The following is a 22,496-nucleotide window of genomic DNA, read 5'->3' on the forward strand; positions in this document are numbered from 1 at the left end:
TCGTCGAAAGGACTCCGAGATGACCCCATCGTCCGGCACCACAGCGGCAAACCCCGCCACCGACGTACGCTCTCGCGCCCCAGCCCGACTCACGCTGCCCGTCGTCCTGGTCGGGGTCGGTCTCGTGGCGACCTCGATCTCGGGCACGGCGATTGCGCTGCCGGACATCGGCCGCGACCTGAACGCCTCTGGCTCGGCGCTGAGCTGGGTCGTGGCCGGTTACAACCTGGCGTTCGCCGCGATGACCCTCGTGGCCGGAGCCGCGGCCGACCGTGCGGGCCGACGCCGGGTCTTCACCGCCTCGGCGGCGGTGTTCGCCCTCGCCTTCCTGGCATCGGGCGTCGCGCCGTCGATCCTGGTTCTCGACGTCGCCAGGATCGTCTCGGGCGTCGGTGGCGCAGGGATCATGGCTGCGGGCGGCGCACTGCTGGCCTCCGTCTACGACGGCGCGGCCCGCAACCGCGCGTTCGCCTTCATGGGGACCATGGCCGGGGTCGGGATCGCTCTCGGCCCGACCATGACCGGAGCTCTCGTGACGCTGACCGGGTGGCGTGGGAGCTTCGCGGTGTTCGCCGCGGTGGGCGGGCTTGTCGCGCTCGGTGCCCGGCGGCTGGCGGAGTCCCGGGACCCCAGCAGCAGCACGGACTGGGCGGGAAGCGCCTTGTTCGTGGTGGCGCTGACCGCGTTCATGTTCGGCCTGCTCGAGGCCCCCGCGCTCGGCTGGACCCACCCGGCGACCCTCGTCGTGCTCCTCCTCGGAGCGGTCGCCGCGACGGCGTTCGGACTGGTGCAGCGGCGCAGCGCCGCCCCGGTCCTGGCTCCACAGCTGCTCGCCGATCGCGGGTTCATGGGCTGGTGCCTCGCGACGCTGACGACATCGGTGGGCTTCCTCGGCGCACTGGTCTTCCTGCCGACCTATCTCCAGGCCGCCGCAGGCCACTCCCCCGCGAGCGCGGGGCTGGTGATGCTGCTGCTCACCGCTCCGGTGCTGGTGGCCCCGATCGCAGCAGCCACGCTGGTGAACCGCGGGGTGCCGGCCCGGTGGCTCATCACGATCGCCCTGGTGTGCGTCGTCGCGGGAAACTTCGGTCTGCTGCTCCTGGCCCCCGAGGCGACCATCGCCCGGGTCGCGGCGCCCTTGCTGCTGATCGGGATCGGCATGGGCGCGTCGTTCGGGATCACCGACGGTCAGGCCATGTCGCTTGTCCCGGCCCGCCTCGTCGGCACCGCGGCAGGCTTCCTCAACACCCTGCGCGGGGCGGCCGAGGCGCTCGTGATCGCTGCCTTCAGCGCTGCGCTGCTCGGCCTTCTCACGCGCGAGCTGGGTGCACCGGAGCGGGCTGCGCAGGTCGCGTCCGGCAGGCTCGCCCCGGTCCAGGACCCCGCCCGGGCGGCGGAGCTGGAGGCGTTCACCAGCTCCTGGCACCTCACCCAGATCGGCGTCGGTGTGGTGTGCCTCGTGCTGTCCGTGGTCGTGGTGATGCTCCTCGCGTCCGCCGGTGGCCGCCAGCGGGCGGAGCGGTAACGCGATGTGTCGGAAGGCTCACCGGGAGCACCGGTCCAGGTCCTCGGCGTCGATGACTGCGGCGATGCGATGACCGCGTCGGGTGAGATGCACCGGCTCGTGACCCAGGCGCGCGGAGTCGACGACGTCCGCGAAGCGGGCGCGCGCATCGGTCACGGTGAGTTCGGCCATGCCTCGATCGTGCCCCTGAAACTGAAGAGATGTACATCTCAGCGGGCGGCGCCCAGAGCTGGTTGGGCGTGGATCCGTCAGCGCCCGGACCAGTTTCCGGTAGAACGGTCCCGTGGTCACTTCCGGGTGGATGCCCGCGTCGCGGACGGCGTTGCCGTTCAGCTGTGGCCCGTGTACGAGGCCGTGTTCGGTGACTTCTCCGATTACCAGACTTGGCGAAGCTCCGTCTGGGACAAGCACAGCGTTCGAGATGGCTTCCGGCTTGCTCGTGCTTACAACGGGGACGCGCTTGTCGGTTTCGCCTATGGATACACCGGTGAGCGGGGCAGTGGTGGACCGACAACGCGCTCAAGGTCTTGGACCCCCGAGTGGCGCAGGCATGGCTGGGCGGGCACTTCGAGCTGGTCAGCCTGGGTGTGCTCCCCGCTGCCCGGTCTGCGGGGACCGGGGACCGGCCGGGGGCTCATGCGCGCCCTCCTGAGAGGACTTCCCCATGAGCATCTGCTCCTGATGACCACCGCCGAGCCAAGAGACCTCGCCAGGCTCCTGTACGCCTCCGAGGGGTGGAACATCCTCGGACCTGGTATCGGCGAAGGGACCGTGATCATGGGCCGGCGCGAGGACGGACTCTAACCCCGCGAGCACGCGCTCATCGCCAGTACGGCGCGTGGCGGGCCAGGCGTGCGTGGCGTGCACGACATCGGCACACCTGGGCTGGCTGGGTCTACGTCGCCTTCGTCGTCACCGGGTGACCCCGGTCGAATTCGTTGAGCCTAAAAGAAACAAGAGTTAGGACACTTGCCGTGTACCCACTTTCGCTTAGCGGGGATCGCCTTACCCACTCCATGGCAGTCTCGCGACTTAGATGAGCGTTGGCGATGACCGGGCTATCTGGCCACACCGCGAGCCACGCATATATGGTTCCAGAAACTTCGAAGGGTGCTTCCGGGGCGCCGAGGAAAAACTCCTCCCAGGTTGCCTGCTGGCCCGATCTGGATCCCCACTCCCTCGCCGCCAAGCGCAGCACCCCAGGGTCGGAGAACGCTCCAAGCGCTGGACATCGCTCGCCATCCTCACCGGCAAAGAGAAAGTATATGGGCGCCAGGGCTGCATCTTTCACGCGTTTCACGATAGTGCGATTCCTGGCCACGAACCCCGAAATGACGAACACCCGGACCCACGCATCCGTGGGTCCGGGTGTCCGCGATGTCCTGGGACATCACCTGGTCGGGCTGACAGGATTTGAACCTGCGACCCCTTGACCCCCAGTCAAGTGCGCTACCAAACTGCGCCACAGCCCGATGCCCCGAGTGACGGTCGGAACCGCCGTTCAGGGCGACCTGAACCTTAGCGCAGCGCCTGCCGTCTCAACGAATCGGGGCCGGTCGTGCGCGGCCGCGCCGCGCCCGACGTACGTCCGTCAGCGCCGACGCTTCTCGCGCACCCGCACGGCGAGCTCGATGGGCGTGCCGTCGAACCCGAACTCCTCGCGCAGCCGCCGTTCCAGGAACCGGCGGTAGCCCGCCTCGATGAAGCCCGAGGCGAAGATCACGAACTTCGGCGGCCGGGTCGAGGCCTGCGTCGCGAACAGGATGCGCGGCTGCTTGCCGCCACGCACCGGGTGCGGGTGCGCCGCGACGATCTCGCCGAAGAAGGCGTTGAGCCTGCCGGTGGGGATGCGCTCGTCCCAGGAGTCCAGCGCGGTCTCCAGGGCCGGCACGAGCCGGTCGACGTGCCGCCCGGTGCGCGCCGAGACGTTGACCCGCGGCGCCCAGGTGACCCGCTCCAGCTCGCGCTCGATCTCGCGCTCGAGGTAGTAGCGGCGCTCCTCGTCGAGCCGGTCCCACTTGTTGAAGGCGATGACCAGCGCGCGCCCGGCGTCGATGACCTGCTGCACGACCCGGATGTCCTGCTCGGCGATCGGCTCCTCGACGTCGATGAGCACGACGGCGACCTCGGCCTTCTCCAGCGCGGCCTGCGTGCGCAGCGAGGCGTAGAAGTCGGCGCCGCGGGTCTGGTGCACGCGCCGGCGGATGCCCGCGGTGTCGACGAAGCGCCAGGTCTTGCCGCCGAGCTCGATCAGCTCGTCGACCGGGTCACGGGTCGTGCCGGCGACGTCGTCGACGACCACCCGGTCGTCGCCGGCGAGCTTGTTCAGCAGCGACGACTTGCCGACGTTGGGCCGGCCGAGCAGCGCGACCCGGCGTGGGCCGCCGCGGGCGTACGCCCCGCCCACCGCGGACTTCTCGGGCAGCACGTCCAGCAGCGCGTCGAGCGCGTCGCCGCTGCCCCGGCCGTGCAGCGCCGAGACGGGGTAGGGCTCGCCGAGGCCCAACGACCACAGCATCGCGGCGTCGGCCTCGGTGCGCTGGTCGTCGACCTTGTTGGCGACCAGGATCACCGGCTTCTTCGAGCGGCGCAGCAGCTTCACGACGGCCTCGTCGGTGTCGGTCGCGCCGACCCGCGCGTCGACGACGAACAGCACGGCGTCGGCCAGCTCGACCGCCACCTCGGCCTGCTCGGCGACCCGCAGGTGGATGCCCTGCGCGTCGACCTCCCAGCCGCCGGTGTCGACGAGCGTGAAGTGACGGCCGGACCACTCGGCGTCGTAGGCCACCCGGTCACGGGTCACCCCGGGCACGTCCTCGACGACCGCCTCGCGGCGACCGAGGACGCGGTTGACCAGGGTCGACTTGCCCACGTTGGGCCGTCCGACGACAGCCACGACAGGGCGTACGTCCGCGCCGGCGCCGTCGTCGAGGTCACCGGCGTCGGCGTCGAGCAGCGAACGGTCCTCCTCGCTCAGCTCGAACTCGTCGAGGCCGACGCGCAGGGCGTGCTCGACCGCGGCCTCGTCGGCGTCGGTCGCGGGTGCGGCGGGGTCGTGCTCGGTCACGTCGTTCCTCGAGTCGTGGCGGGCGTGCGGGAAGCCGCCATTGTCGCGCACCGCGGCCGTGCGACGGGAATCGGATTCGCCGGCGTCAGCGCAGCGACGGCGGCGGGGTGTCGCCCGGCAGCGCGAGACCGGTGGCGGCGACGGCGGCACGCACGTGCTCGGCCAGCCCGGTGCGCAGCGTCTCGGTCGCGCGGCGCATCCGCTCGCGGCCGGGGCCGCCCAGGTCGTCGTCGATCCGGAACGGCTCGCCGAAGACCACCTCCATCCGGCTGCGCAGCCGCGGCCACGAGTCGCGCCCGCCCCCGGTGGTGCGGGTGCCGAGGCTCGCCACCGGCAGCACCTGCGCCTTGGCCTGCAGCGCGAGGAACGCCGCACCCTGCTCGGCCTGCTCCACCTGCCCGCTGCCGCGGGTGCCCTCGGGGAAGACGCCCACCGCTCCCCGCGCGCGAGCACGGCCCGGGCCGCGGCCAGCGCCTCGCGGTCGCCGGTGGCCTGCGAGATGGGGATCTGGCCGGTGCCGCGCAGCAGCACCCCGAACGGCGTCTCGAAGTAGGAGCGCTTGACCAGAAAGTGCAGCGGCCGCGGGAAGGTGCAGTAGATCAGGGGCCCGTCGAGGAACCCCGAGTGGTTGGACACCACCACGAGCGGGCCGTCCGCGGGGACGCGGTCGACGCCGGAGCGGCGGACGGCGTACAGCGTGGGGGCGAGCACCCGGCCGAGCCGACGCCCGGCGGCGGCGCGACGCTCGCTCGGCGCCGTCACCTCAGCCCGCGCGGACACCGGCCCGCACCACGTCGAGCACCGCCTGGACCGACTGCTCGAAGTCGAGGTCGGAGGTGTCGACCGTGACGACCCCGTCGGCGGCGACCGAGAACTGCGAGACCGTCGAGTCCTTCGCGTCGCGGGCCACGACCTGCTCGCGGGTGCGCTCCAGCGAGGAGTCGTCGTCGCTGCCGTGCAGCTCCTTCGAGCGACGCGCCAGGCGCGCGGCCTCGGACGCGGTGAGCAGGATCCGCACGTCGGCGTCGGGCGCGACGACAGTCGTGATGTCACGGCCCTCGGCCACGACTCCCCCTGTGGCAGAAGCGATCTCGCCGATCAGCGCGCGCTGACGCTGCTTCATGTCGGCGCGCACGGCGAGGTTGGTCGCGACGGCCGAGACCGCCTCGGAGATCCGCGTCTCGCGGATGGCGAGGTCGACCGCGGTGCCGTCGACCGTGATCGCGGGCGCCTGCGGGTCGTGGCTCATGACGAGCGGCAGCTCGCGCGACGCGACGGCCACCGCGTCCTGGTCGGACAGGTCGAGACCGCGCTCCAGGCACCACCAGGTGAGCGCGCGATACATCGCGCCGGTGTCGAGGTAGCCCACCTCGAGGCGGGTCGCGACCGCGCGCGAGACCGACGACTTGCCCGACCCGGACGGCCCGTCGATCGCCACCACGACCTGCTCGTCGGCGGTGCGGGAGGAGGCGGCGGGGTCGTCGATCACGGCCGTCATGCTAGCGACCGGCGCCGGGCCGACCGCACCGCATCGGGCGAACTCCGTTGACCTGGTGCGCCGCTCGCCGCAGGATCGAACGGTGCCGCCTGGCGATCCGTCCCAGAGCGTCGTGGTGCTCGTCGAGGGCGAGAGCGACGCGGTGGTCGTACGCCATCTGCTGGCCGCGCAGGACGCGCTCGACGCCGTCGCGGTCCTGCCGATGGGCGGGATCACCAACGTCGACCGCTGGCTGGCCCGCACCGCCGGGCGTGCCGGCGCCGGTCTCTACGACGCGGCCGAGCGCCGCTTCGTCACCCGGGCGCTGCGCCGGCGCGGGGTGCGGCTCGAACCGGGCGCGAGCCTGGTCGAGCACGGTTTCTTCGAGTGCGACGCCGACCTTGAGGACGAGCTGATCCGCGCGCTCGGCCCGGCGCAGGTGGTCGAGGCGCTCGACGCGATCGGCGACGGCGCCCGGTTCGAGACGTTCGTGCACCAGCCGCAGTGGCGCGACCGGCCGATCGGCGACCAGCTGCACCGCTTCGCCGGGTCCGGCTCGGGCCGCAAGGCGTTGCTCGCCGAGCAGCTCGCTCGTCGTCTCACCCCCGCGACGACCCCGGCGCCGCTCTCCGGCGTGGTCGCCCACGCTCTGGCGCTGGTGGGCGCCCGCACGGCCTGAGGCCGCCCTCGGCCGCGCCGTCTCTAGGAGTGCAGCCGCCAGCCGGCGGCGGTGAGCGCCTCCTGCAGCGGCTCGAGCGCGGCCGGGAGCACCATCAGCTCGGCCAGGCCGACCTGGGCGCCGACGGCGTGCTCGATGCGCAGGTCCTCCAGGTTGATCCCCGCGTCCCCCACGTCGGCGAACAGCTGGGCCAGCTGGCGAGGACGGTCGGGCAGCACGACGATGACCGAGGCGTACGCCGTCGGCGGCGCGCCGTGCTTGCCCGGCAGCCGCGCGTGGCCGGTCTGGCCGTCGGCGATGGTCTGGGCGAGCACCCCGCGCGCCCCCGTCGCGGCGTTCTCCCCTCGCCGATCGCCCGGACGGCGGAGCGGACTCGGTCGAGGTCGTCGGCCACCGCGTCGAGCACCGGCAGCAGGTTGGCCGCGTTGCCCGCCAGGATCTGGGTCCACAGCAGCGGGTCGGACGCGGCGATGCGGGTCACGTCGCGCACGCCCGGGCCGGCCAGGCCGACCGCGTCGTCGGGCAGGTCGCGCAGCCGCGCCGCCACCAGGCTGGCCGCCACCTGGGGCAGGTGCGACACCGCCGCGACCGCCAGGTCGTGCTCCGCCGCGGGCATCGTGACGACGGAAGCCCCTGCGGCGCGGGCGATCTCGTCGATCACGGCACGCGCTCGGTCGGCAGTCGTCTCGTGCGGGCAGAGCACCCACGTGCGCCCCTCGAACAGGTCGGCGCGCGCGGCGACCGCCCCCGAGCGCTCGCGTCCGGCCATCGGGTGCGACCCGACGTAGCGAGCCAGGGCGTCGCCGCCGACGGCCTCGCGCAGCTCCTCGAGCACCGTCTGCTTCACCGACGCCACGTCGGTAACGACCGCGTCGGGCTGGTCGCGCAGCTGCTGAGCGACCACGCTCGCGGCCACGTCGGGGGCGTCGCGACGACGACCACGTCCGCGGGGTCGTCGCCCACCTCACCGGCTCCCAGGTCGCGCGCCAGCGCCACCGACGTCGGTGACGTGTCGTGCAGCTGCACGCGAAAACCCTTGGCGGACAACGCCATTCCGATCGACGTGCCAAGCAGTCCCGTGCCGACGACGCGGACGGTCGTCACAGGCCGGCCGCCTTGTAGAGGCTGTCGATCTCGCGGCTGCTCAGCGGGCGCATCTTGCCCTGGCGCAGCTCGCCGAGGTGCACGGCGCCGACGTCGGTGCGCACCAGCGACTCGACCGGGTGGCCGACCGCCTCGAGCATGCGGCGCACGACGTGCTTGCGCCCCTCGTGCAGCACCACCTGCACCATCGCGTGGCCCGGCTGGGAGTCGACGATCTTGAACGAGTCGACCCGCACCGGCCCGTCCTCCAGCTCGACGCCGGCCCGCAGCTGCTTGCCGAGGTCCCGCGGGATCGGCCCGGGCACGACCGCGAGATACGTCTTGGGCACGCCGTACGACGGGTGCTGGAGCCGGTTGGCCAGCTCGCCGTCGTTGGTGAGCAGGAGCAGGCCGCTGGTGTCGGCGTCGAGCCGCCCGACGTGGAACAGCCGGTCCTTGCGCTGCTCGAGGTAGTCACCGACCGAGGGCCGGTCGAGCTCGTCGTGCATCGTCGACACGACGCCGAGCGGCTTGTTGAACGCCAGGTAGACCTTGGAGTCGTCGAGCTGCACCCGCTCGCCGTCGACGTGCACGACCTGCGTGGTCGGGTCGATGCGCACGCCGAGCTCGGTGACGACCTGACCGTCCACCTGCACGCGACCCTCGGTGATCAGCACCTCGCAGGCCCGCCGCGAGCCGACGCCCGCGGACGCGAGGAGCTTCTGCAGGCGTACGCCGTCGGGCTGGTGCACGTCGACGCGCTCGCTGCGCGGGGTGCGCTGCGGAGCTGCCGCGCGCGGGCGCCCGCCGCGCTGCGGACCCTGCCCCGACCGGCCACCGCCGGAGCGCTGCTGCTTGCCTGCGGCCGCCTTGCGGCCTCGTGGAGTGCTCATGCCTGCCCCTGCTCGATCAGCTCGTCGATGACATCTGCGTCGGGCAGGTAGGGCGCCAGCGGAGGAAGCTCCTCCAGCGACCCGAGCCCGATGCGTTGGAGGAACAGCGGCGTGGTGCCGTAGAGCATCGCGCCGCCCTCGGTGTCCTGCCCCAGCTCGTGGATCAGCCCCCGCGTGAGCAGGGTGCGGATCACGCCGTCGACGTTGACGCCGCGCACCGCGCTGACCCGCGACCGCGAGATGGGCTGCCGGTAGGCGATGACCGCCAACGTCTCCAACGACGCCTGCGTCAACCGCGCCTGCTGCCCGTCGAGCAGAAACTTCTCGACCACCGGCGCGAAGTCGGAGCGGCTGTAGACGCGCCACCCGTCGTTGATGCTGCGGATCGCGAATCCCCGCTGCTGCTGGTCGTACTCGCGCTCCAGGTCGCTGAGGTGGGTGCGCACGTCCTCGACGGGCAGCTCCAGCGCGCTCGCCAGCTCGTCGGCGGTCACCGGCTGGTCGACCACCATGAGCACGGCCTCGATGGCGCTGCGCGCGCCGCCGGGGAAGTCGCTGACGTCGAAGGCGATCTGCTCCGGCTCGGCCTCGGCCGCCTCGGCCGCCTCGGGCACGACGTCGGGCTGCGGCGGTTCGGTCTGGGGTTCAGTCTGCGGGTCGTCGCTCACGCGCGTCCTCCTCATCGGGGGTTCCCTCGTCCGGGATGTCCTGGTCGGGGATGTCCTCGACCGGGATGTCCTCGTCGAACTCGTCGGTGATCTCGACCTGGCCGGCCTCGTCGCCGGTCCAGCGCACGGTCAGCTCCCCGAGCGCCTCCGGCTGGTCGAAGCCGATCGCCGCCTCCTTGAACAGCTCGAGCAGCGCGAGGAAGCGGGCGACGATGACCAGGGTCGAGTCGGCGTCGGCGACCAGGTCGCGGAACGAGGCGGTGCGCCGCTCGCGCAGCCGTTCGACGACCAGCGCCGCCTGCTCGCGCACGCTGACCTGGGCGGCGTGCAGGTGCGCGAGGCCGACGGTCGGTTCGGGCCGCGGGGTCATGGCCCGCGCCGCGATCATCGCGAGCTGCTCGGGAGTGACGTTGATGATCAGCTCGGGCAGCAGCCCGGCGAACTGCTCCTCGAGCCCGGCCTGCCGGGCGGTCATCCTCCCGTGCGTGGCCATCCGCTCGCCGATCCAGGCGGCCGACTCCTTGAACGCGCGGTACTGCAGGAGCCGCGCGAACAGCAGGTCGCGCGCCTCGATGAGCTCCAGGTCGTCCTCGTCGTCGGGGCCGGAGGTCGGCAGCAGCCGGTGCGCCTTCAGCTCCAGCAGCGTCGAGGCGACGAGCAGGAATTCCGAGGCCTGCCCGAGGTCCCAGTCGCTGTGCTGCTCCTGCGCCTCGCGGATGTGCGCGATGAACTCGTCGGTGACCTTGGCCAGCGCGATCTCGGTGACGTCGAGCTTGTGCTTGCTGATCAGCCCGAGCAGCAGGTCGAACGGGCCGGAGAAGACGTCCAGGTGCACCTCGAACGGCGCGTCCGCGGCGCGCCGGGTCAGCACGCCGCCGGGAGCCTCGGGCTGCGCGGACGCCGGCGCAGCGTCGGCGTCCGGCGCCGACGCCTCGGGGGCGACGACGGCCTCGTCGGCGCTCATCGCCGTCAGGCCGCCCCACCGCGCGAGATGAGCTCGCGCGCGAGCTGGCGGTAGGCCTCGGCCGCGCCGTGCGTCGAGGCGTACGTCGTGATGGGCTCGGCCGCGAGGGTCGCGTCGGGGAACTTCACCGTGCGCGTGATGACCGTGTGGAAGACGGTGTCACCGAAGTGGTCGACCACGCTGCGCACGACGTCGCGACTGTGCAGGGTGCGCCCGTCGTACATCGTCGCGAGGATGCCGTCCATCTGCAGGCGCGGGTTGAGCCGGTCGGTGACCTTCTCGATGGTCTCGACCAGCAGGGCGACGCCGCGCATCGCGAAGAACTCGCACTCCAGCGGGATGATCACGCCGTGCGAGGCGGTCAGCGCGTTGACCGTGAGCAGGCCGAGCGAGGGCTGGCAGTCGATGAGGACGACGTCGTAGTCGTCGAGCACCGGGCGCAGCACTCGGGACAGGACCATCTCGCGGGCGACCTCGCCGACGAGCTGGACCTCGGCCGCGGACAGGTCGATGTTGGCCGGCAGCACGTCCAGGCCCGGGGTGGCCGTCGGGCGGATGACGTCCTTGATGTCGTGCGAGCGCTCGACGAGCAGGTTGTAGACGGTGACGTCGAGCTCGTGCGCCTTGACCCCGAGGCCCACCGACAGCGCGCCCTGCGGGTCGAAGTCGACCAGCAGCACCTTGCGGCCGTACTCGGCCAGGGCCGCACCCAGGTTGATCGTGCTGGTGGTCTTGCCGACCCCGCCCTTCTGGTTGCACATCGAGATGACCCGGGCCGGGCCGTGCGAGGCGAGTGCGGGGGAGGCGGGAAGGCGGGCAGCGGTCGCCCCGTGGGGCCGAGCTGTCCCTTGCCTGCGGACTCGGTGCCGGGCAGTCGCTGGTGCGACTCGCCCGCAGATGCCTGCGATGTCACGCGTTTCACTCCCGCCTGCCGACGTTCGGCGTCTCGCCGATCGCGGCCCAACCTAACGCACGTCACCGAGCGCGCGGAGGGGCGGGCGCACCTGCGCGCGCGGGCAGCGCGGCCGGCCCCGGCGTCACCGAGCGCGCGGGTGGGCGGCGGCGAACACCTCGCGCAGCTGGTGGACCGAGACCATCGTGTAGATCTGCGTCGTGGTCACCGACGCGTGGCCGAGCAGCTCCTGCACGACCCGCACGTCCGCCCCGCCGTCGAGCAGGTGCGTCGCGAACGAGTGGCGCAGGGTGTGCGGGCTGACGTGCCCCGCGAGGTCGGCCCGGTCGGCGGCGTGCTGGATTACCGTCCAGGCGCTCTGCCGGGAGAGCCGGCCGCCGCGCCGGTTGAGGAACAGCGCCGGTGTGCCCTTCCCCGCCGCGGCCAGGGCCGGCCGCCCCCGCACGAGGTAGGCGGTCACCGCCTCGGCCGCGTAGCTGCCGAGCGGTAGCACCCGCTCCTTGTCGCCCTTGCCGAGCACGCGCACCGACCGCTCCCCCAGGTCGACGTCGTCCACGTCGAGACCGACGGCCTCGCTGACCCGGGCGCCGATGCCGTACAGCACCTCCAGCAGGGCGCGGTCGCGCAGCGACGCAGGGTGTCGCCGACGCTCGCCGCCGACAGCAGCCGCTCGACCTGGTCCAGCGGGATCGCCTTGGGGAGCCGGCGCGGCGGCGTCGGCGGTTGTACGGCCCCGGCCACGTCGGCGGTCACGTCACCCTCGAGCGCGAGGAACCGGTGCCAGCCGCGCACGGCGACCACGGCCCGGGCCGCGGAGCTGGCCGCGAGCGGCGGGTGCTCCTCGTCGCCTTCGCGCAACCAGGCCAGGAAGCCGGTGACATGCGCCTCGGTGACGTCGGCCGGCTCGCGCACGCCGGCCCGGCCGAGATAGGTGAGGTATCGCCGGGCGTCGCGCTCGTAGGCCCGCAGCGTGTGCGGCGACATGCCCCGCTCGACCCGCAGGTGGTCCAGCCACCCGCGGACGGCGCGCTCGAGAGGGGTCGTCGGCATCCCGCCATTGTGACCGGCGCGGGGCCGGCTCCCCACAGCTGTGCCGGTTCCGCTGGCGGCGCCACCCCGGCGCTGACAGCCTTTGCCCATGCTCGGAGGTCTCACGTTCTACGCCGACCAGCCCGCGCGGCGAACCCGCCAGGTCGTCGGCGACCTGCTTATCCCGGTCTGGGTCGCGCTGTGGGTCTGGGTCGGCACGACGGTGCACGCCCGGTCGGCCGCGGCCGGTCAGGGTGCCGCCAAGCTGGAGACCGCCGGCGGCGACTTCGCCGGCAGCATGACCGACGCCGGCTCGCGGCTGCAGCGGGTGCCGGTGGTCGGCGAGGAGCTGCGCCCGCCGTTCGACCGAGCGGCCACGGCGGGCTCCACCGTGCAGCAGGCCGGCCGCGACATCCAGACCGGCACCGACCAGCTCGGCCAGCTGCTGGGGCTGCTGACCGCCGCGCTGCCGATCCTGCTCGTCGTGTCGTTCTGGGCGCTGGCCCGCTGGCGCTACGCCCAGCGGGTGCGGCTCGCCCGGGCGATCGAGGCGTACGACGGGCCGGACGTCGCGCCCATCAAGGCCGTCGCGGGTCTGGACCTGGCCTCCCTGGGGCTCAACCCGCGCACGGCGGGGCCGGTCGACCAGCCTCCGGTGGATCAGCCACCGGTGGACCGGCCACCGGTCGAGCCGCAGCCGCCGGCGGATCCGCCGACGGGCGGGTTCACGCCTCCGGCGTCACCAGAGCCGCGGTGAGGTCCTCGGCGGGCGGGGACCAGGCGTCGCGGTCGGCGTCGACCTGCTCGCCGGACCGGATGTCCTTGACCGCGTCGCCGCCGGCCTCGCCCGCGCCGGGGAACCACACGTAAGGGATGCCGCGGCGGTCGGCGAACTGGATCTGCTTGCCGAACTTGGCAGCCTTCGGCGAGACCAGGGTCGGGACGCCGCGACGCCGCAGGGCGGCGGCGATGCGCATCGACTCGGCGCGCGAGTCCTCGTCGTTCACCGCGACGAGCACCGCGACCGGGGTCTCGCGGTCGGCGACCAGCCCTGCTCCCCCACGAGGAGTCCGAGCAGGCGGGAGATGCCGATCGAGATGCCGACCCCGGGGAAGGTGCGCTTGCCGTCCGAGGCGAGGGCGTCGTACCGCCCGCCGCCGCCGATCGAGGGGGTGCCCTCGGGGGCGTCGACGAGGCGGATCTCGTAGACCGTGCCGGTGTAGTAGTCCAGGCCGCGGGCGATCATCAGGTCGGCGAGCAGCAGGCCGGGCGCGTGCTCGGCCGCGGCGGCCATCACCTGCGCCAGCTGGTCGAGCCCCTCGTCGAGCGTGGGGTGGCTGACGCCGAGCGCCCGCACCTGGTCGACGAAACCGGTGTCGTCGGTGCGGACGGTCGCGAGGGCGAGGCACTGGTCGGCCTGCTCGGCGGTGAGCCCGGCGTCGGCGAGCAGCCGCTCGCGCACGGCCTCCGGGGGCAGCTTGTCGAGCTTGTCGACGATGCGCAGCACGGTGGTGACGTCGTCGATCCCGAGCCCGCGGTAGAACCCCTCGGGGATCTTGCGGTTGTTCACGTGGATGCGGAACTCCCCGACCGGGAGCCGGGAGAAGGCGTCGGCGACGACGAGCGGGATCTCGACCTCGTAGTGGAACGGCAGGTCGCCGCTGTCCACGATGTCGATGTCGGCCTGCACGAACTCGCGGTAGCGCAGCCGCTGGGGTCGCTCGCCCCGCCACGCGGGCTGGATCTGGTAGCGCCGGAACGGGAAGGTCAGGTGCCCGGCGTTCTCGAGCACGTAGCGCGCGAACGGGACGGTGAGGTCGAAGTGCAGCCCCATGCCGGGCTCGCCGTCCTCGTCGGTGGCGGCCAGCCGGCGTACGCCGTAGATCTCCTTGTCGGCGTCCTCACCCTGCCCGCCGAGCCGGTCGACGGGCTCGACCGCCCGGGTGCGGATCGAGGCGAAGCCGTGCAGCTCGAACACCTCGCGCAGGGTGTCGGTGAAGCGCTGCTCGACGATCCGCTGCGCGGGCAGCCACTCCTGGAAGCCGCTCAGCGGGGTGACCTTGCTGGCCATCGTGTCTGGTGTTCCTTCGTCAGAGATCTTGCAGGTAGGGGTTGGTGGTGCGCTCCTGGCGCATCGTGGTGGCCGGGCCGTGGCCGGGCAGCACCAGCGTGGGGTCGGGCAGCGGCAGCACGACGTCGCGCAACGACCGCTGCATCGCGGCATGGTCGCCGCCGGGCAGGTCGGTGCGGCCGATGGACCCGGCGAACAGCACGTCGCCGCTCAGCACGGTCGAGGTCACCTCGGCCTGGTCCTCGACGCCCTCGGGCACCTGGTCGAGCCCGAACAGCACCGAGCCCTCGGTGTGGCCGGGGGCGTGCTGCACCGACAGCGTGAGCCCGGCCAGGTCGAGCGTGGTGCCGTCGCTGATCTCGCGCACGTCGCTCGGCTCGTTCCAGGTCGCGGCGCGGCCGAACTGCTGCTCGAACATGCCGAGCAGCGCCGGGTCCAGCGACGCGAGCGGGTCGCGCAGCCGGTATCGGTCGTCGGCGTGGATGTACGCCCCCAGCTGGCCCCCGCACACGGGCGTCACCGAGTAGACGTGGTCGATGTGACCGTGCGTCAGCAGCACGGCGGCGGGCTTGAGCCGCAGCTCGGTGAGCACCTCGCGCAGCTGCTCCTCGATGCCGATGCCGGGGTCGACGACCAGGCACTCCTCACCGCGGCCGGTGGCCAGCACGTAGCAGTTCGTCCCGAACGCGGCGGCGGGGAAGGCGGCGGTCAGCACACGGGCAGCCTACGGGGCGGCGGGTCACCGACTGTCATCACCTCGTGACCACAACCCGGGTGACACCGGCGTGCCGGTCCTTAGACTGACCAGCACCCCGGTCGTCTCACCGTCAGGAGCTGCTGCGTGCTGCCCCGAAAGCGTCCGCACCGCGCGGCGTCCCTCGCTGCCCTCGTGCTGCTCGCCGTGACCGGGTGCGCCACCGGCGACGCGCCGCAGAGCACCGACTCGGCCTCCTCCCCCACTTCGCCGGCGGCCACGGCGCCGGGCAGCGCGGTGTCGTGCCAGGATCCGCCGGCCACGCCGTCGTCGGCGCGCAGCTTCGACCAGGTCCCCTCGGCCGACGCGGCCCGCGGCAAGACGTTCACCGCGACGATCCGCACCAGCTGCGGCGACCTGGTGCTCGAGCTCGACGGGGCCAAGGCGCCGCAGACGGTCGCCTCGTTCATGCACCTGGCCCGCGCGGGCTACTGGAAGGACAGCCCCTGCCACCGGCTGACCGCGGGCGGCGGCTCGCTGTCGGTGCTGCAGTGCGGCGACCCGACCGGCACGGGCACCGGCAACCCGGGTTACGGCTTCGGCATCGAGAACGCCCCGTCCGACGGGTCCTACCCCGCCGGCACGGTCGCGATGGCCCGCAGCAACGACCCCAACAGCAACGGCGGACAGTTCTTCCTGACCTACGCCGACAGCACCATCCCCCTGAGTACGGCGGCTACACGATCTTCGGCAAGGTCGTCGAGGGGATGCCGGTGCTGCGCAGCATCGCGCAGCAGGGCACCTCCTCCGGTGAGCCGGACGGCGCCCCCAAGCAGCCGGTGAGCATCCTGACGGTGACCGTCACTGAGAAGAAGGCCTGAGCACGATGTCAGACCCCACCACGCCCGACGAGCAGCCCACGACCCCCGAGTCGCCGACGCCCGCGGACGCCCCCAGCCGAGCGAGCCGGCCACGCCGCCGGAGGCAGCCCAGCCCAGCGAGCCGGCCACGGCGCCGGAGGCAGCCCAGCCCAGCGAGCCGGCCACGGCGCCGGAGGCACCCGAGGCGGGCGCGGCTCCGAAGCCCGGCCCGGTGCCGAGCCCGGCCTCCATCCACCCGGCACCGCGCCCGCCGGCCGGCCCCGCGGCCTCCGCTGCCGCCTCTGCGGCGGCCGAGGCGACGCCGGGCCCGGCGGCACCTGCCCCGAGCAGCAGCGACGCATCCTCCTTCGGGCGGGTGGCCGACGACGGCACCGTCTTCGTGCGCACCCCCGACGGCGAGCGCGAGGTCGGCTCCTACCCGGGCTCGACCCCCGAGGAGGCGCTGGCGTACTTCGCCCGCAAGTACGACGAGCTGTTCGCCAGTGCCTCGCTGCTGCTGCAGCGGGTGACCCAGACCGACCTGAGCACGCACGACGGCCAGGAGTCGCTGAAGGCGCTGCGCGCGCAGGTGGGCGACGCCCACGTCGTCGGCGACCTGGCCCGGCTGGACGCCACGGTGGAGCAGATCTCCACCGCCCTGCGCGCCAAGAGCCAGGTCGAGGGCGAGCAGCGGGCCGCCGCACGCCAGGCCGCGCTGGCCAAGCGCGAGACCGTCGTGGCCGAGGCCGAGAAGATCGCCGCCCAGCCGGTCGAGAAGGTGCAGTGGAAGCAGAGCACCGGCCGCATGCGTGAGCTGCTCGACGAGTGGAAGGCGCTGCAGCGGGGCGAGGCCCGGCTGGACAAGACCACCGAGAACGCCCTGTGGCAGCGCTTCTCCGCGGCGCGCAACGGGTTCGACAAGACGCGCCGGGCGCACTTCGCCCAGCTCGACGAGCAGCACGCCTCCGCCAAGGCCGAGAAGCAACGGCTGGTGGCCGAGGCCGAGAAGCTCGCGACGAGCAAGGACTGGGGACCGACCGCGTCGGCGTTCAAGCGACTCATGGGCGAGTGGCGCCAGGCCGGTCGCGCCTCGCGCGCCGACGACGACGCGCTGTGGCAGAAGTTCAAGACCGCCCAGGACACCTTCTTCCACGCCAAGGACGAGGTGGTGGCCGCCGAGAACGTCGAGTTCGAGGCCAACCTCAAGGTCAAGGAGGGTCTGCTCACCGAGGCCCAGGCGCTGCTGCCGGTCAAGGACCTCGCGGCCACCAAGTCCAAGCTGCGCACCATCCAGGACAGGTGGGACGCCGCCGGCAAGGTGCCGCGCAAGGACATGGACCGCATCGAGCGGGCCATGCGCAAGGTCGAGCAGACCGTGCGCGACGCCGAGCAGACCCGCTGGAAGAAGACCGACCCCGAGCTGGAGGCCCGCGCCCGCTCGATGGTCGACCAGCTGGAGTCGGCCGTCGCCGGGCTCAAGGACGACCTGGCCAAGGCCGAGTCCGGTGGCGACGAGCGCAAGATCCGTGAGGCCCGCGAGGCCCTGCAGGCGCGCGAGGCCTGGTTGCAGCAGGCCCGCGGCGGCCTCAGCGAGTTCCGGTGAGCGCCGCCACCAGCGGCTCGGGCGCGCTGGCCTTCACGGTCGACGAGGCGGCCGACGGGCTGTGCGCGTACGTCGACGCGAGCCCCTCCCCGTTCCACGCGGTCGAGACGACCGCGGCGATGCTCGAGGAGGCCGGCTTCGTCCGCCTCGAGGAGACCGAGCCGTGGCCGCAGGAGAAGGGCCGCTTCTGCACCGTGCGCGGCGGTTCCCTCGTCGCCTGGTCGACCGAGCACGCGAGCGGCCCGGACAGCCCGATGCGGGTGGTCGGCGCGCACACCGACTCCCCCAACCTGCGCATCAAGCCGCGGCCCGACCTGGCGCGGGCCGGGTGGCAGCTGCTCGGCGTCGAGGTCTACGGCGGGGCGCTGGTCAACTCCTGGCTCGACCGCGACCTGGGCCTGTCCGGCCGGGTGACGGTGCGCTCGGGTGACGTGCTCGAGCCGCGCCTGCTGCGCGTCGACGAGCCGATCCTGCGCGTCTCGCAGCTGGCGATCCACCTCGACCGCGCCATCAACGACGAGGGGCTGCGGCTCAACAGGCAGCAGCACCTCGCGCCCCACTGGGGCTCGGCGACGCGCCCGGCGACTTCCAGACGTACGTCGCCGAGCAGCTGGACGTCTCGCGCGACGACGTCCTGGGCTGGGATCTGATGACCCACGACCTGACCCCGGCGCGACGCATCGGCCGGGAGCGCGAGCTGGTCGCCGCCGCGCGGCTGGACAACCTCGCCACGAGCCACGCCGGCACCCGCGCGCTGGTCGCGGCCGTCGAGCAGGCGCCGGTCGAGCCCACCACCCAGGTGCTGGTGCTGTTCGACCACGAGGAGGTCGGCAGCATGAGCGAGCGGGGGCGTTCTCGCAGCTGTTCCCGACGGTCGTCGAGCGCATCGTCGGTCAGCTGGGCGGCGGACGCGACGAGCTGCACCGGGCGCTCGCGGCGACGGTGATCGCCAGCGGCGACATGGCCCACGCGACCCATCCCAACTACGCCGAGCGGCACGAGCCGCAGCACACCATCGCCATGAACGGCGGGCCGGTGCTGAAGATCAACACCAACCTGCGCTACGCCACCGACTCCTCGGCGCCGCCGCGTTCCGCGCCGCCGGCGACCAGGCGGGCGTGCCCGTGCAGGAGTTCGTCACCCGCTCCGACCTGCCCTGCGGCAGCACCGTCGGCCCGATGACCGCGGCGTCGACGGGTGCCACGACCGTCGACTTCGGCGCTCCCACGCTGTCCATGCACTCGACGCGCGAGCTCGCGGGCGCGCCCGACCAGGCGATGTACGCCGCCTGCCTGGCCGCGTTCCTGTCGCCGGCCGTGCCGCTGCGCAGGGTGCCGGCGTGAGCGGGCCGGCGCGGATCAGCCGCTTCCCCGTGCCGGAGGTCGCCGACCTGCCGGAGGACCTGCGCGAGCGGATCCTCGCCGTGCAGGAGAAGTCCGGTTTCGTGCCCAACGTGTTCCTGGCGCTGGCGCACCGACCGGCGCAGCTGCGGCTGTTCATGGACTACCACGACGAGCTCATGAACGCCGACGAGCCGCTCACCAAGGCCGAGCGCGAGATGATCGTGGTCGCCACCAGCGCCGAGCGCGACTGCCTCTACTGCGTCGTGGCGCACGGCGCGATCCTGCGGATCCGGGCCAAGGACCCGCTGGTCGCCGACTACCTCGCGACGAGCTACCGTCAGGCCGACCTCACCGACAGGCAGCGGGCGATGCTGGACTACTGCGTGCTGCTGTCGGTCCGGCCCGAGGACGTCGACGACGCCGACCACGACGCGCTGCGCGCCGCCGGCTGGAGCGACGACGCCGTCTGGGACATGAGCGCGATCACGGCGTTCTTCTCGATGTCCAACCGCCTCGCCCACGCCTTCGGGATCATGCCCAACCCGGAGTTCCACCTGATGGGCCGAGTGCCCAAGGGCTGACGCTAGCCCCGCCGCGGCGTCCGCCGAGAACCGGTGCGCCGCAACGAGATCAGACGCCCGTGATGCGGTGGACGTCGAACACCCCGTCCACCCGGCGTACGGCCTTCATCACGTGGTCGAGGTGGCTCGGGTCGCCCATCTCGAAGGTGAACTTCGAGATCGCCACGCGGTCGCGGCTGGTGCTCACGCTGGCCGACAGGATGTTGACGTGCTGCTCGGACAGCACCTTGGTGACGTCGGTGAGCAGGCCGTTGCGGTCCAGCGCCTCGACCTGCAGCTGCACCAGGAACACGCTGTCGGCCGACGGCGCCCACGCGACCTCGATGAGCCGCTCGGGCTGGGACAGCAGCTGCGCGGCGTTGGTGCAGTCGCGCCGGTGCACCGAGACGCCCTTGCCGGTGGTGACGAAGCCGATGATGTCGTCGCCCGGCACCGGGGTGCAGCAGCGGGCGAGCTTGATCCACACGTCGTCGGTGCCGACGACGGTGACGCCGGGGTCGCCGGCGCGGCTGCGGCGCATGGCGCCGGGCGTGGCGATGGCGGCCTCGGCGAGGTCCTCGGTGGCGCCGTCCTCGCCGCCGAGGTTGGCGACCAGCTGCTTGACCACGTGCTCGGGCGAGACGTGGTTGTCGCCCACGGCGGCGTACAGCGCGTCGATGTCGGTGTAGCGCAGCTGGGTCGCGACGTGGGTGAGCATGTCGTGCGACATGAGCCGCTGGATGCCGAGGCCCTGCTTGCGGATCGTCTTGGCCAGGTGGTCCTTGCCGGACTCGATGGCCTCCTCGCGGCGCTCCTTGGAGAACCACTGCTTGATCTTGCTGCGCGCCCGCGGGCTCTTGACGAACGTCAGCCAGTCGCGGCTCGGCCCGGCGCCGTCGGCCTTGGAGGTGAGCACCTCGACGACGTCACCGTTGTCGAGCTGGCTCTCCAGCGGCACGAGCCGGCCGTTGACCCGGGCGCCGATGCAGTGGTGGCCCACCTCGGTGTGCACGGCGTAGGCGAAGTCCACCGGCGTCGAGCCCGCGGGCAGCGGCATGACCTCGCCCTTGGGCGTGAAGACGTAGACCTCGCGGCTGCCGACGTCGAACCGCAGCGACTCCAGGAACTCCCCGGGTCGGCCGTCTCGCGCTGCCACTCCAGCAGCTGGCGCAGCCAGGCCATGTCGTTGATCGGGCCGGTGTCGTTCTTGCCGCCGCCGGCGGGCTCGAGCGCCTTGGCGTCGTCCTTGTACTTCCAGTGCGCGGCGACGCCGTACTCGGCGCGGCGGTGCATCTGGTGGGTGCGGATCTGGATCTCGACCGGCTTGCCCTCGGGCCCGATGACCGTGGTGTGCAAGGACTGGTACATGTTGAACTTCGGCATCGCGATGTAGTCCTTGAACCGCCCGGGGATCGGGCTCCATCGCGCATGGATCGTGCCGAGCACGGCGTAGCAGTCGCGCACCGACTCCACCAGGACGCGCATCGCGACGAGGTCGTAGATGTCCTCGAAGTCGCGGCCGCGCACGATCATCTTCTGGTAGACGCTGTAGTAGTGCTTGGGCCGGCCGGTGACGGTGCCCTTGATCTTGGCGGCCCGCAGGTCGGCGGTGACCTGCTCGCGCACGCCGCGCAGGTATTCCTCGCGGGCCGGGGCGCGGTCGGCCACCAGGCGCACGATCTCGTCGTAGACCTTGGGGTAGAGCGTCGCGAACGACAGGTCCTCCAGCTCCCACTTGATGGTGTTCATGCCGAGCCGGTGCGCCAGCGGGGCGTAGATCTCCAGGGTCTCGGTGGCCTTGCGCTGGGCCGACGCCGCCGACACGTAGCGCCAGGTGCGGGCGTTGTGCAGCCGGTCGGCGAGCTTGATGACCAGCACCCGGATGTCCTTGGCCATCGCGATGACCATCTTGCGCACGGTCTCGGACTGGGCGGCCTCGCCGTACTTGACCTTGTCGAGCTTGGTGACGCCGTCGACGAGCATCGCGATCTCGTCGCCGAACTCGGCGCGCAGCTGCTCCAGGGAGTACTCGGTGTCCTCGACCGTGTCGTGCAGCAGCGCGGCCGCGAGGGTGGGCGGGGTCATGCCCAGCTCGGCGAGGATCGTGGCGACGGCCAGCGGGTGGGTGATGTAGGGGTCGCCGCTCTTGCGCATCTGGCCGGCGTGCGCCCGCTCGGCGACGTCGTACGCCCGCTCGATCACTCCGAGGTCGGCGCGCGGGTGGGTGGTGCGCACCGTGCGCAGCAGCGGCTCCAGGACCCGGTGGCCGGTCGGCTTGGGCCCGCCGAAGCGCACCAGACGCGCGCGCACGCGGGACGCCGCGTGCCCGGTCTGCCGTGCCTCCTCAGCCATGCACGGAGTCTAGTGCTGGCCGGTCAGGCTCTCGGACGCGCGTGCGCTCACACGCCGGCGACGGCGTGGGTGGGGAGCCCGTCGAGCCTGGCCCGCCCGTCGAGGGCGGTCAGCTCCAGGAGCGCCTCGAACCCGACGACCTGCGCCCCGGCCCGGCGCAGCAGCGCGGCCGCGGCCCGGGCGGTGCCGCCGGTGGCGAGCACGTCGTCGATCAGCAGCACCCGCGGGCCGTCGGTGAACGGCTCGGGGTGCACCTCGATCGTGGCGGTGCCGTACTCCAGCTCGTAGGTCTCGGCCAGCGTCGGGCCGGGCAGCTTGCCGGCCTTGCGCACCGGCACGAACCCGGCGTCGAGCCCGAGCGCGACCGGGGCGCCGACGACGAAGCCGCGCGCCTCGATGCCGCAGACCAGGTCGACGCTGCCGCGCCGGCGCTGCACGACGTCGGCGATCACGGCGCGGAACGCCTCGTGGTCGGCGTACAGCGGGCTGAGGTCCTTGAACTGGATCCCCGGCTTCGGGAAGTCGGCGACGTCGGTGGTGTGCGCCAGCACCGTCTGGGCGGCCGAGGCGGTGCTCATCGGTCGCGGTCGACGCGGGCCATCGGGTGCACGTCGCGCTTCTTGGTGCGGGTGGCCCGGGCCGCCGCCGCGGCGGCAGCGCGCTCGGGCTCGACGACGCCGGAGGCGCTCTCCCCGGCGTGGCCCGCGGCGTGTCG

At 72.8% G+C, this 22,496-nt stretch carries 16 protein-coding genes, 1 tRNA gene and 8 pseudogenes; 9 read left to right on the forward strand and 16 right to left on the reverse strand.

What is annotated here, in order from left to right; all coding sequences use genetic code 11:
• Positions 1-19: 19 nt before the first annotated feature.
• Positions 20-1,525: an MFS transporter gene (locus tag QUE40_RS08115; protein ID WP_289232834.1), complete on the forward strand. Its 1,506-nt coding sequence runs from the start codon at positions 20-22 to the stop codon at positions 1,523-1,525.
• Between the two features lie 18 nt (positions 1,526-1,543).
• Here QUE40_RS08115 and QUE40_RS08120 read toward each other — a convergent pair whose 3' ends face one another.
• From QUE40_RS08120 to cmk, 6 genes and pseudogenes are all read right to left on the reverse strand, one after another.
• Positions 1,544-1,696, reverse strand: a complete 153-nt coding sequence (locus tag QUE40_RS08120; RefSeq protein WP_289232835.1) for a type II toxin-antitoxin system Phd/YefM family antitoxin — start codon at positions 1,694-1,696, stop codon at positions 1,544-1,546.
• Between the two features lie 1,224 nt (positions 1,697-2,920).
• Positions 2,921-2,997 (reverse strand) — tRNA-Pro (locus tag QUE40_RS08125).
• Between the two features lie 119 nt (positions 2,998-3,116).
• Complete coding sequence (der, locus tag QUE40_RS08130; protein ID WP_236022307.1) at positions 3,117-4,592, reverse strand: ribosome biogenesis GTPase Der; 1,476 nt, start codon at positions 4,590-4,592, stop codon at positions 3,117-3,119.
• A gap of 85 nt (positions 4,593-4,677) precedes the next feature.
• Positions 4,678-5,025, reverse strand: coding sequence for a lysophospholipid acyltransferase family protein (locus QUE40_RS08135; RefSeq protein ID WP_289233144.1), 348 nt, complete (start codon positions 5,023-5,025; stop codon positions 4,678-4,680).
• A 71-nt stretch (positions 5,026-5,096) separates the two neighbouring features.
• A pseudogene (locus tag QUE40_RS19095) lies at positions 5,097-5,372 on the reverse strand (lysophospholipid acyltransferase family protein); the annotation flags it as partial.
• Positions 5,356-6,090 (reverse strand): (d)CMP kinase, encoded by a 735-nt coding sequence (gene cmk / locus QUE40_RS08145; RefSeq protein ID WP_433997055.1) that lies wholly within the window; start codon positions 6,088-6,090, stop codon positions 5,356-5,358. The pseudogene QUE40_RS19095 and the gene cmk, both read right to left, overlap by 17 nt.
• 82 nt (positions 6,091-6,172) lie before the next feature.
• Here cmk and QUE40_RS08150 point away from each other — a divergent pair, with 82 nt between their 5' ends.
• Positions 6,173-6,748, forward strand: coding sequence for a toprim domain-containing protein (locus QUE40_RS08150; RefSeq protein WP_142005218.1), 576 nt, complete (start codon positions 6,173-6,175; stop codon positions 6,746-6,748).
• Positions 6,749-6,771: 23 nt separating this feature from the next.
• Here the strand turns inward: QUE40_RS08150 and QUE40_RS08155 are convergent.
• From QUE40_RS08155 to xerD, 6 genes and pseudogenes are all read right to left on the reverse strand, one after another.
• Positions 6,772-7,801, reverse strand: a pseudogene (locus QUE40_RS08155) (prephenate dehydrogenase).
• 47 nt (positions 7,802-7,848) lie between these two features.
• On the reverse strand, positions 7,849-8,724 hold the full coding sequence (locus tag QUE40_RS08160; protein WP_289232837.1) for a pseudouridine synthase: 876 nt from the start codon (positions 8,722-8,724) through the stop codon (positions 7,849-7,851).
• Positions 8,721-9,392 (reverse strand): SMC-Scp complex subunit ScpB, encoded by a 672-nt coding sequence (gene scpB, locus QUE40_RS08165; RefSeq protein WP_433997056.1) that lies wholly within the window; start codon positions 9,390-9,392, stop codon positions 8,721-8,723. Before scpB ends, QUE40_RS08160 begins: the two co-directional genes overlap by 4 nt.
• Entirely contained in the window at positions 9,370-10,356 is a 987-nt protein-coding gene (locus QUE40_RS08170; protein WP_289232838.1) for a segregation and condensation protein A, read from the reverse strand. The genes scpB and QUE40_RS08170 overlap by 23 nt, the downstream gene beginning before the upstream one ends.
• A 5-nt stretch (positions 10,357-10,361) precedes the next feature.
• Positions 10,362-11,269: pseudogene (locus tag QUE40_RS08175) on the reverse strand (ParA family protein).
• 124 nt (positions 11,270-11,393) lie between these two features.
• Positions 11,394-12,319 (reverse strand): annotated as a pseudogene (xerD, locus tag QUE40_RS08180) (site-specific tyrosine recombinase XerD).
• 88 nt (positions 12,320-12,407) lie between these two features.
• On the opposite strand from xerD, the gene QUE40_RS08185 reads away from it, so the two are divergent.
• Positions 12,408-13,055: a hypothetical protein gene (locus QUE40_RS08185; RefSeq protein WP_289232839.1), complete on the forward strand. Its 648-nt coding sequence runs from the start codon at positions 12,408-12,410 to the stop codon at positions 13,053-13,055.
• Here the strand turns inward: QUE40_RS08185 and hisS are convergent.
• Positions 13,024-14,369 (reverse strand): annotated as a pseudogene (gene hisS, locus QUE40_RS08190) (histidine--tRNA ligase). The gene QUE40_RS08185 and the pseudogene hisS sit on opposite strands and share 32 nt — an antisense overlap.
• A gap of 19 nt (positions 14,370-14,388) precedes the next feature.
• Positions 14,389-15,084, reverse strand: a complete 696-nt coding sequence (locus tag QUE40_RS08195; protein WP_289232840.1) for an MBL fold metallo-hydrolase — start codon at positions 15,082-15,084, stop codon at positions 14,389-14,391.
• Between the two features lie 399 nt (positions 15,085-15,483).
• On the opposite strand from QUE40_RS08195, the pseudogene QUE40_RS08200 reads away from it, so the two are divergent.
• From QUE40_RS08200 to QUE40_RS08220, 6 genes and pseudogenes are all read left to right on the forward strand, one after another.
• A pseudogene (locus tag QUE40_RS08200) lies at positions 15,484-15,717 on the forward strand (peptidylprolyl isomerase); the annotation flags it as partial.
• Between the two features lie 113 nt (positions 15,718-15,830).
• Positions 15,831-15,944, forward strand: coding sequence for a hypothetical protein (locus tag QUE40_RS08205; RefSeq protein WP_289232841.1), 114 nt, complete (start codon positions 15,831-15,833; stop codon positions 15,942-15,944).
• 355 nt (positions 15,945-16,299) lie between these two features.
• Positions 16,300-17,526 (forward strand): DUF349 domain-containing protein, encoded by a 1,227-nt coding sequence (locus QUE40_RS08210; RefSeq protein ID WP_289232842.1) that lies wholly within the window; start codon positions 16,300-16,302, stop codon positions 17,524-17,526.
• Positions 17,523-18,176 (forward strand): zinc-binding metallopeptidase family protein, encoded by a 654-nt coding sequence (locus QUE40_RS19100; protein WP_350227111.1) that lies wholly within the window; start codon positions 17,523-17,525, stop codon positions 18,174-18,176. The genes QUE40_RS08210 and QUE40_RS19100 overlap by 4 nt, the downstream gene beginning before the upstream one ends.
• Positions 18,173-18,869 (forward strand): annotated as a pseudogene (locus tag QUE40_RS19105) (zinc-binding metallopeptidase family protein). Before QUE40_RS19100 ends, QUE40_RS19105 begins: the two are co-directional and overlap by 4 nt.
• A complete protein-coding gene (locus QUE40_RS08220; protein ID WP_289232843.1) occupies positions 18,866-19,450 on the forward strand; it encodes a peroxidase-related enzyme in 585 nt (194 codons plus the stop codon). Before QUE40_RS19105 ends, QUE40_RS08220 begins: the two are co-directional and overlap by 4 nt.
• A gap of 49 nt (positions 19,451-19,499) precedes the next feature.
• Here QUE40_RS08220 and QUE40_RS08225 read toward each other — a convergent pair.
• Positions 19,500-21,781 (reverse strand): annotated as a pseudogene (locus QUE40_RS08225) (RelA/SpoT family protein).
• 47 nt (positions 21,782-21,828) lie between these two features.
• Positions 21,829-22,359: an adenine phosphoribosyltransferase gene (locus QUE40_RS08230; protein WP_142005230.1), complete on the reverse strand. Its 531-nt coding sequence runs from the start codon at positions 22,357-22,359 to the stop codon at positions 21,829-21,831.
• Positions 22,360-22,496: the final 137 nt, after the last annotated feature.

The organism is Barrientosiimonas endolithica (genome assembly GCF_030296655.1).
In the GTDB taxonomy this organism is placed as follows: Bacteria; Actinomycetota; Actinomycetes; order Actinomycetales; family Dermatophilaceae; genus Barrientosiimonas; species Barrientosiimonas humi.

What these genes read in the sequence shown, in the direction of transcription:
- QUE40_RS08115 (WP_289232834.1), top strand. Translation starts at nt 20, where the DNA reads ATGACCCCATCGTCCGGCACCACAGCGGCAAACCCCGCCACCGACGTA.
- QUE40_RS08120 (WP_289232835.1), bottom strand. Translation starts at nt 1,696, where the DNA reads ATGGCCGAACTCACCGTGACCGATGCGCGCGCCCGCTTCGCGGACGTC.
- QUE40_RS08160 (WP_289232837.1), bottom strand. Translation starts at nt 8,724, where the DNA reads ATGAGCACTCCACGAGGCCGCAAGGCGGCCGCAGGCAAGCAGCAGCGC.
- QUE40_RS08185 (WP_289232839.1), top strand. Translation starts at nt 12,408, where the DNA reads ATGCTCGGAGGTCTCACGTTCTACGCCGACCAGCCCGCGCGGCGAACC.
- QUE40_RS08230 (WP_142005230.1), bottom strand. Translation starts at nt 22,359, where the DNA reads ATGAGCACCGCCTCGGCCGCCCAGACGGTGCTGGCGCACACCACCGAC.
- QUE40_RS08205 (WP_289232841.1), top strand. Translation starts at nt 15,831, where the DNA reads ATGCCGGTGCTGCGCAGCATCGCGCAGCAGGGCACCTCCTCCGGTGAG.
- cmk (WP_433997055.1), bottom strand. Translation starts at nt 6,090, where the DNA reads ATGACGGCCGTGATCGACGACCCCGCCGCCTCCTCCCGCACCGCCGAC.
- QUE40_RS08170 (WP_289232838.1), bottom strand. Translation starts at nt 10,356, where the DNA reads ATGAGCGCCGACGAGGCCGTCGTCGCCCCCGAGGCGTCGGCGCCGGAC.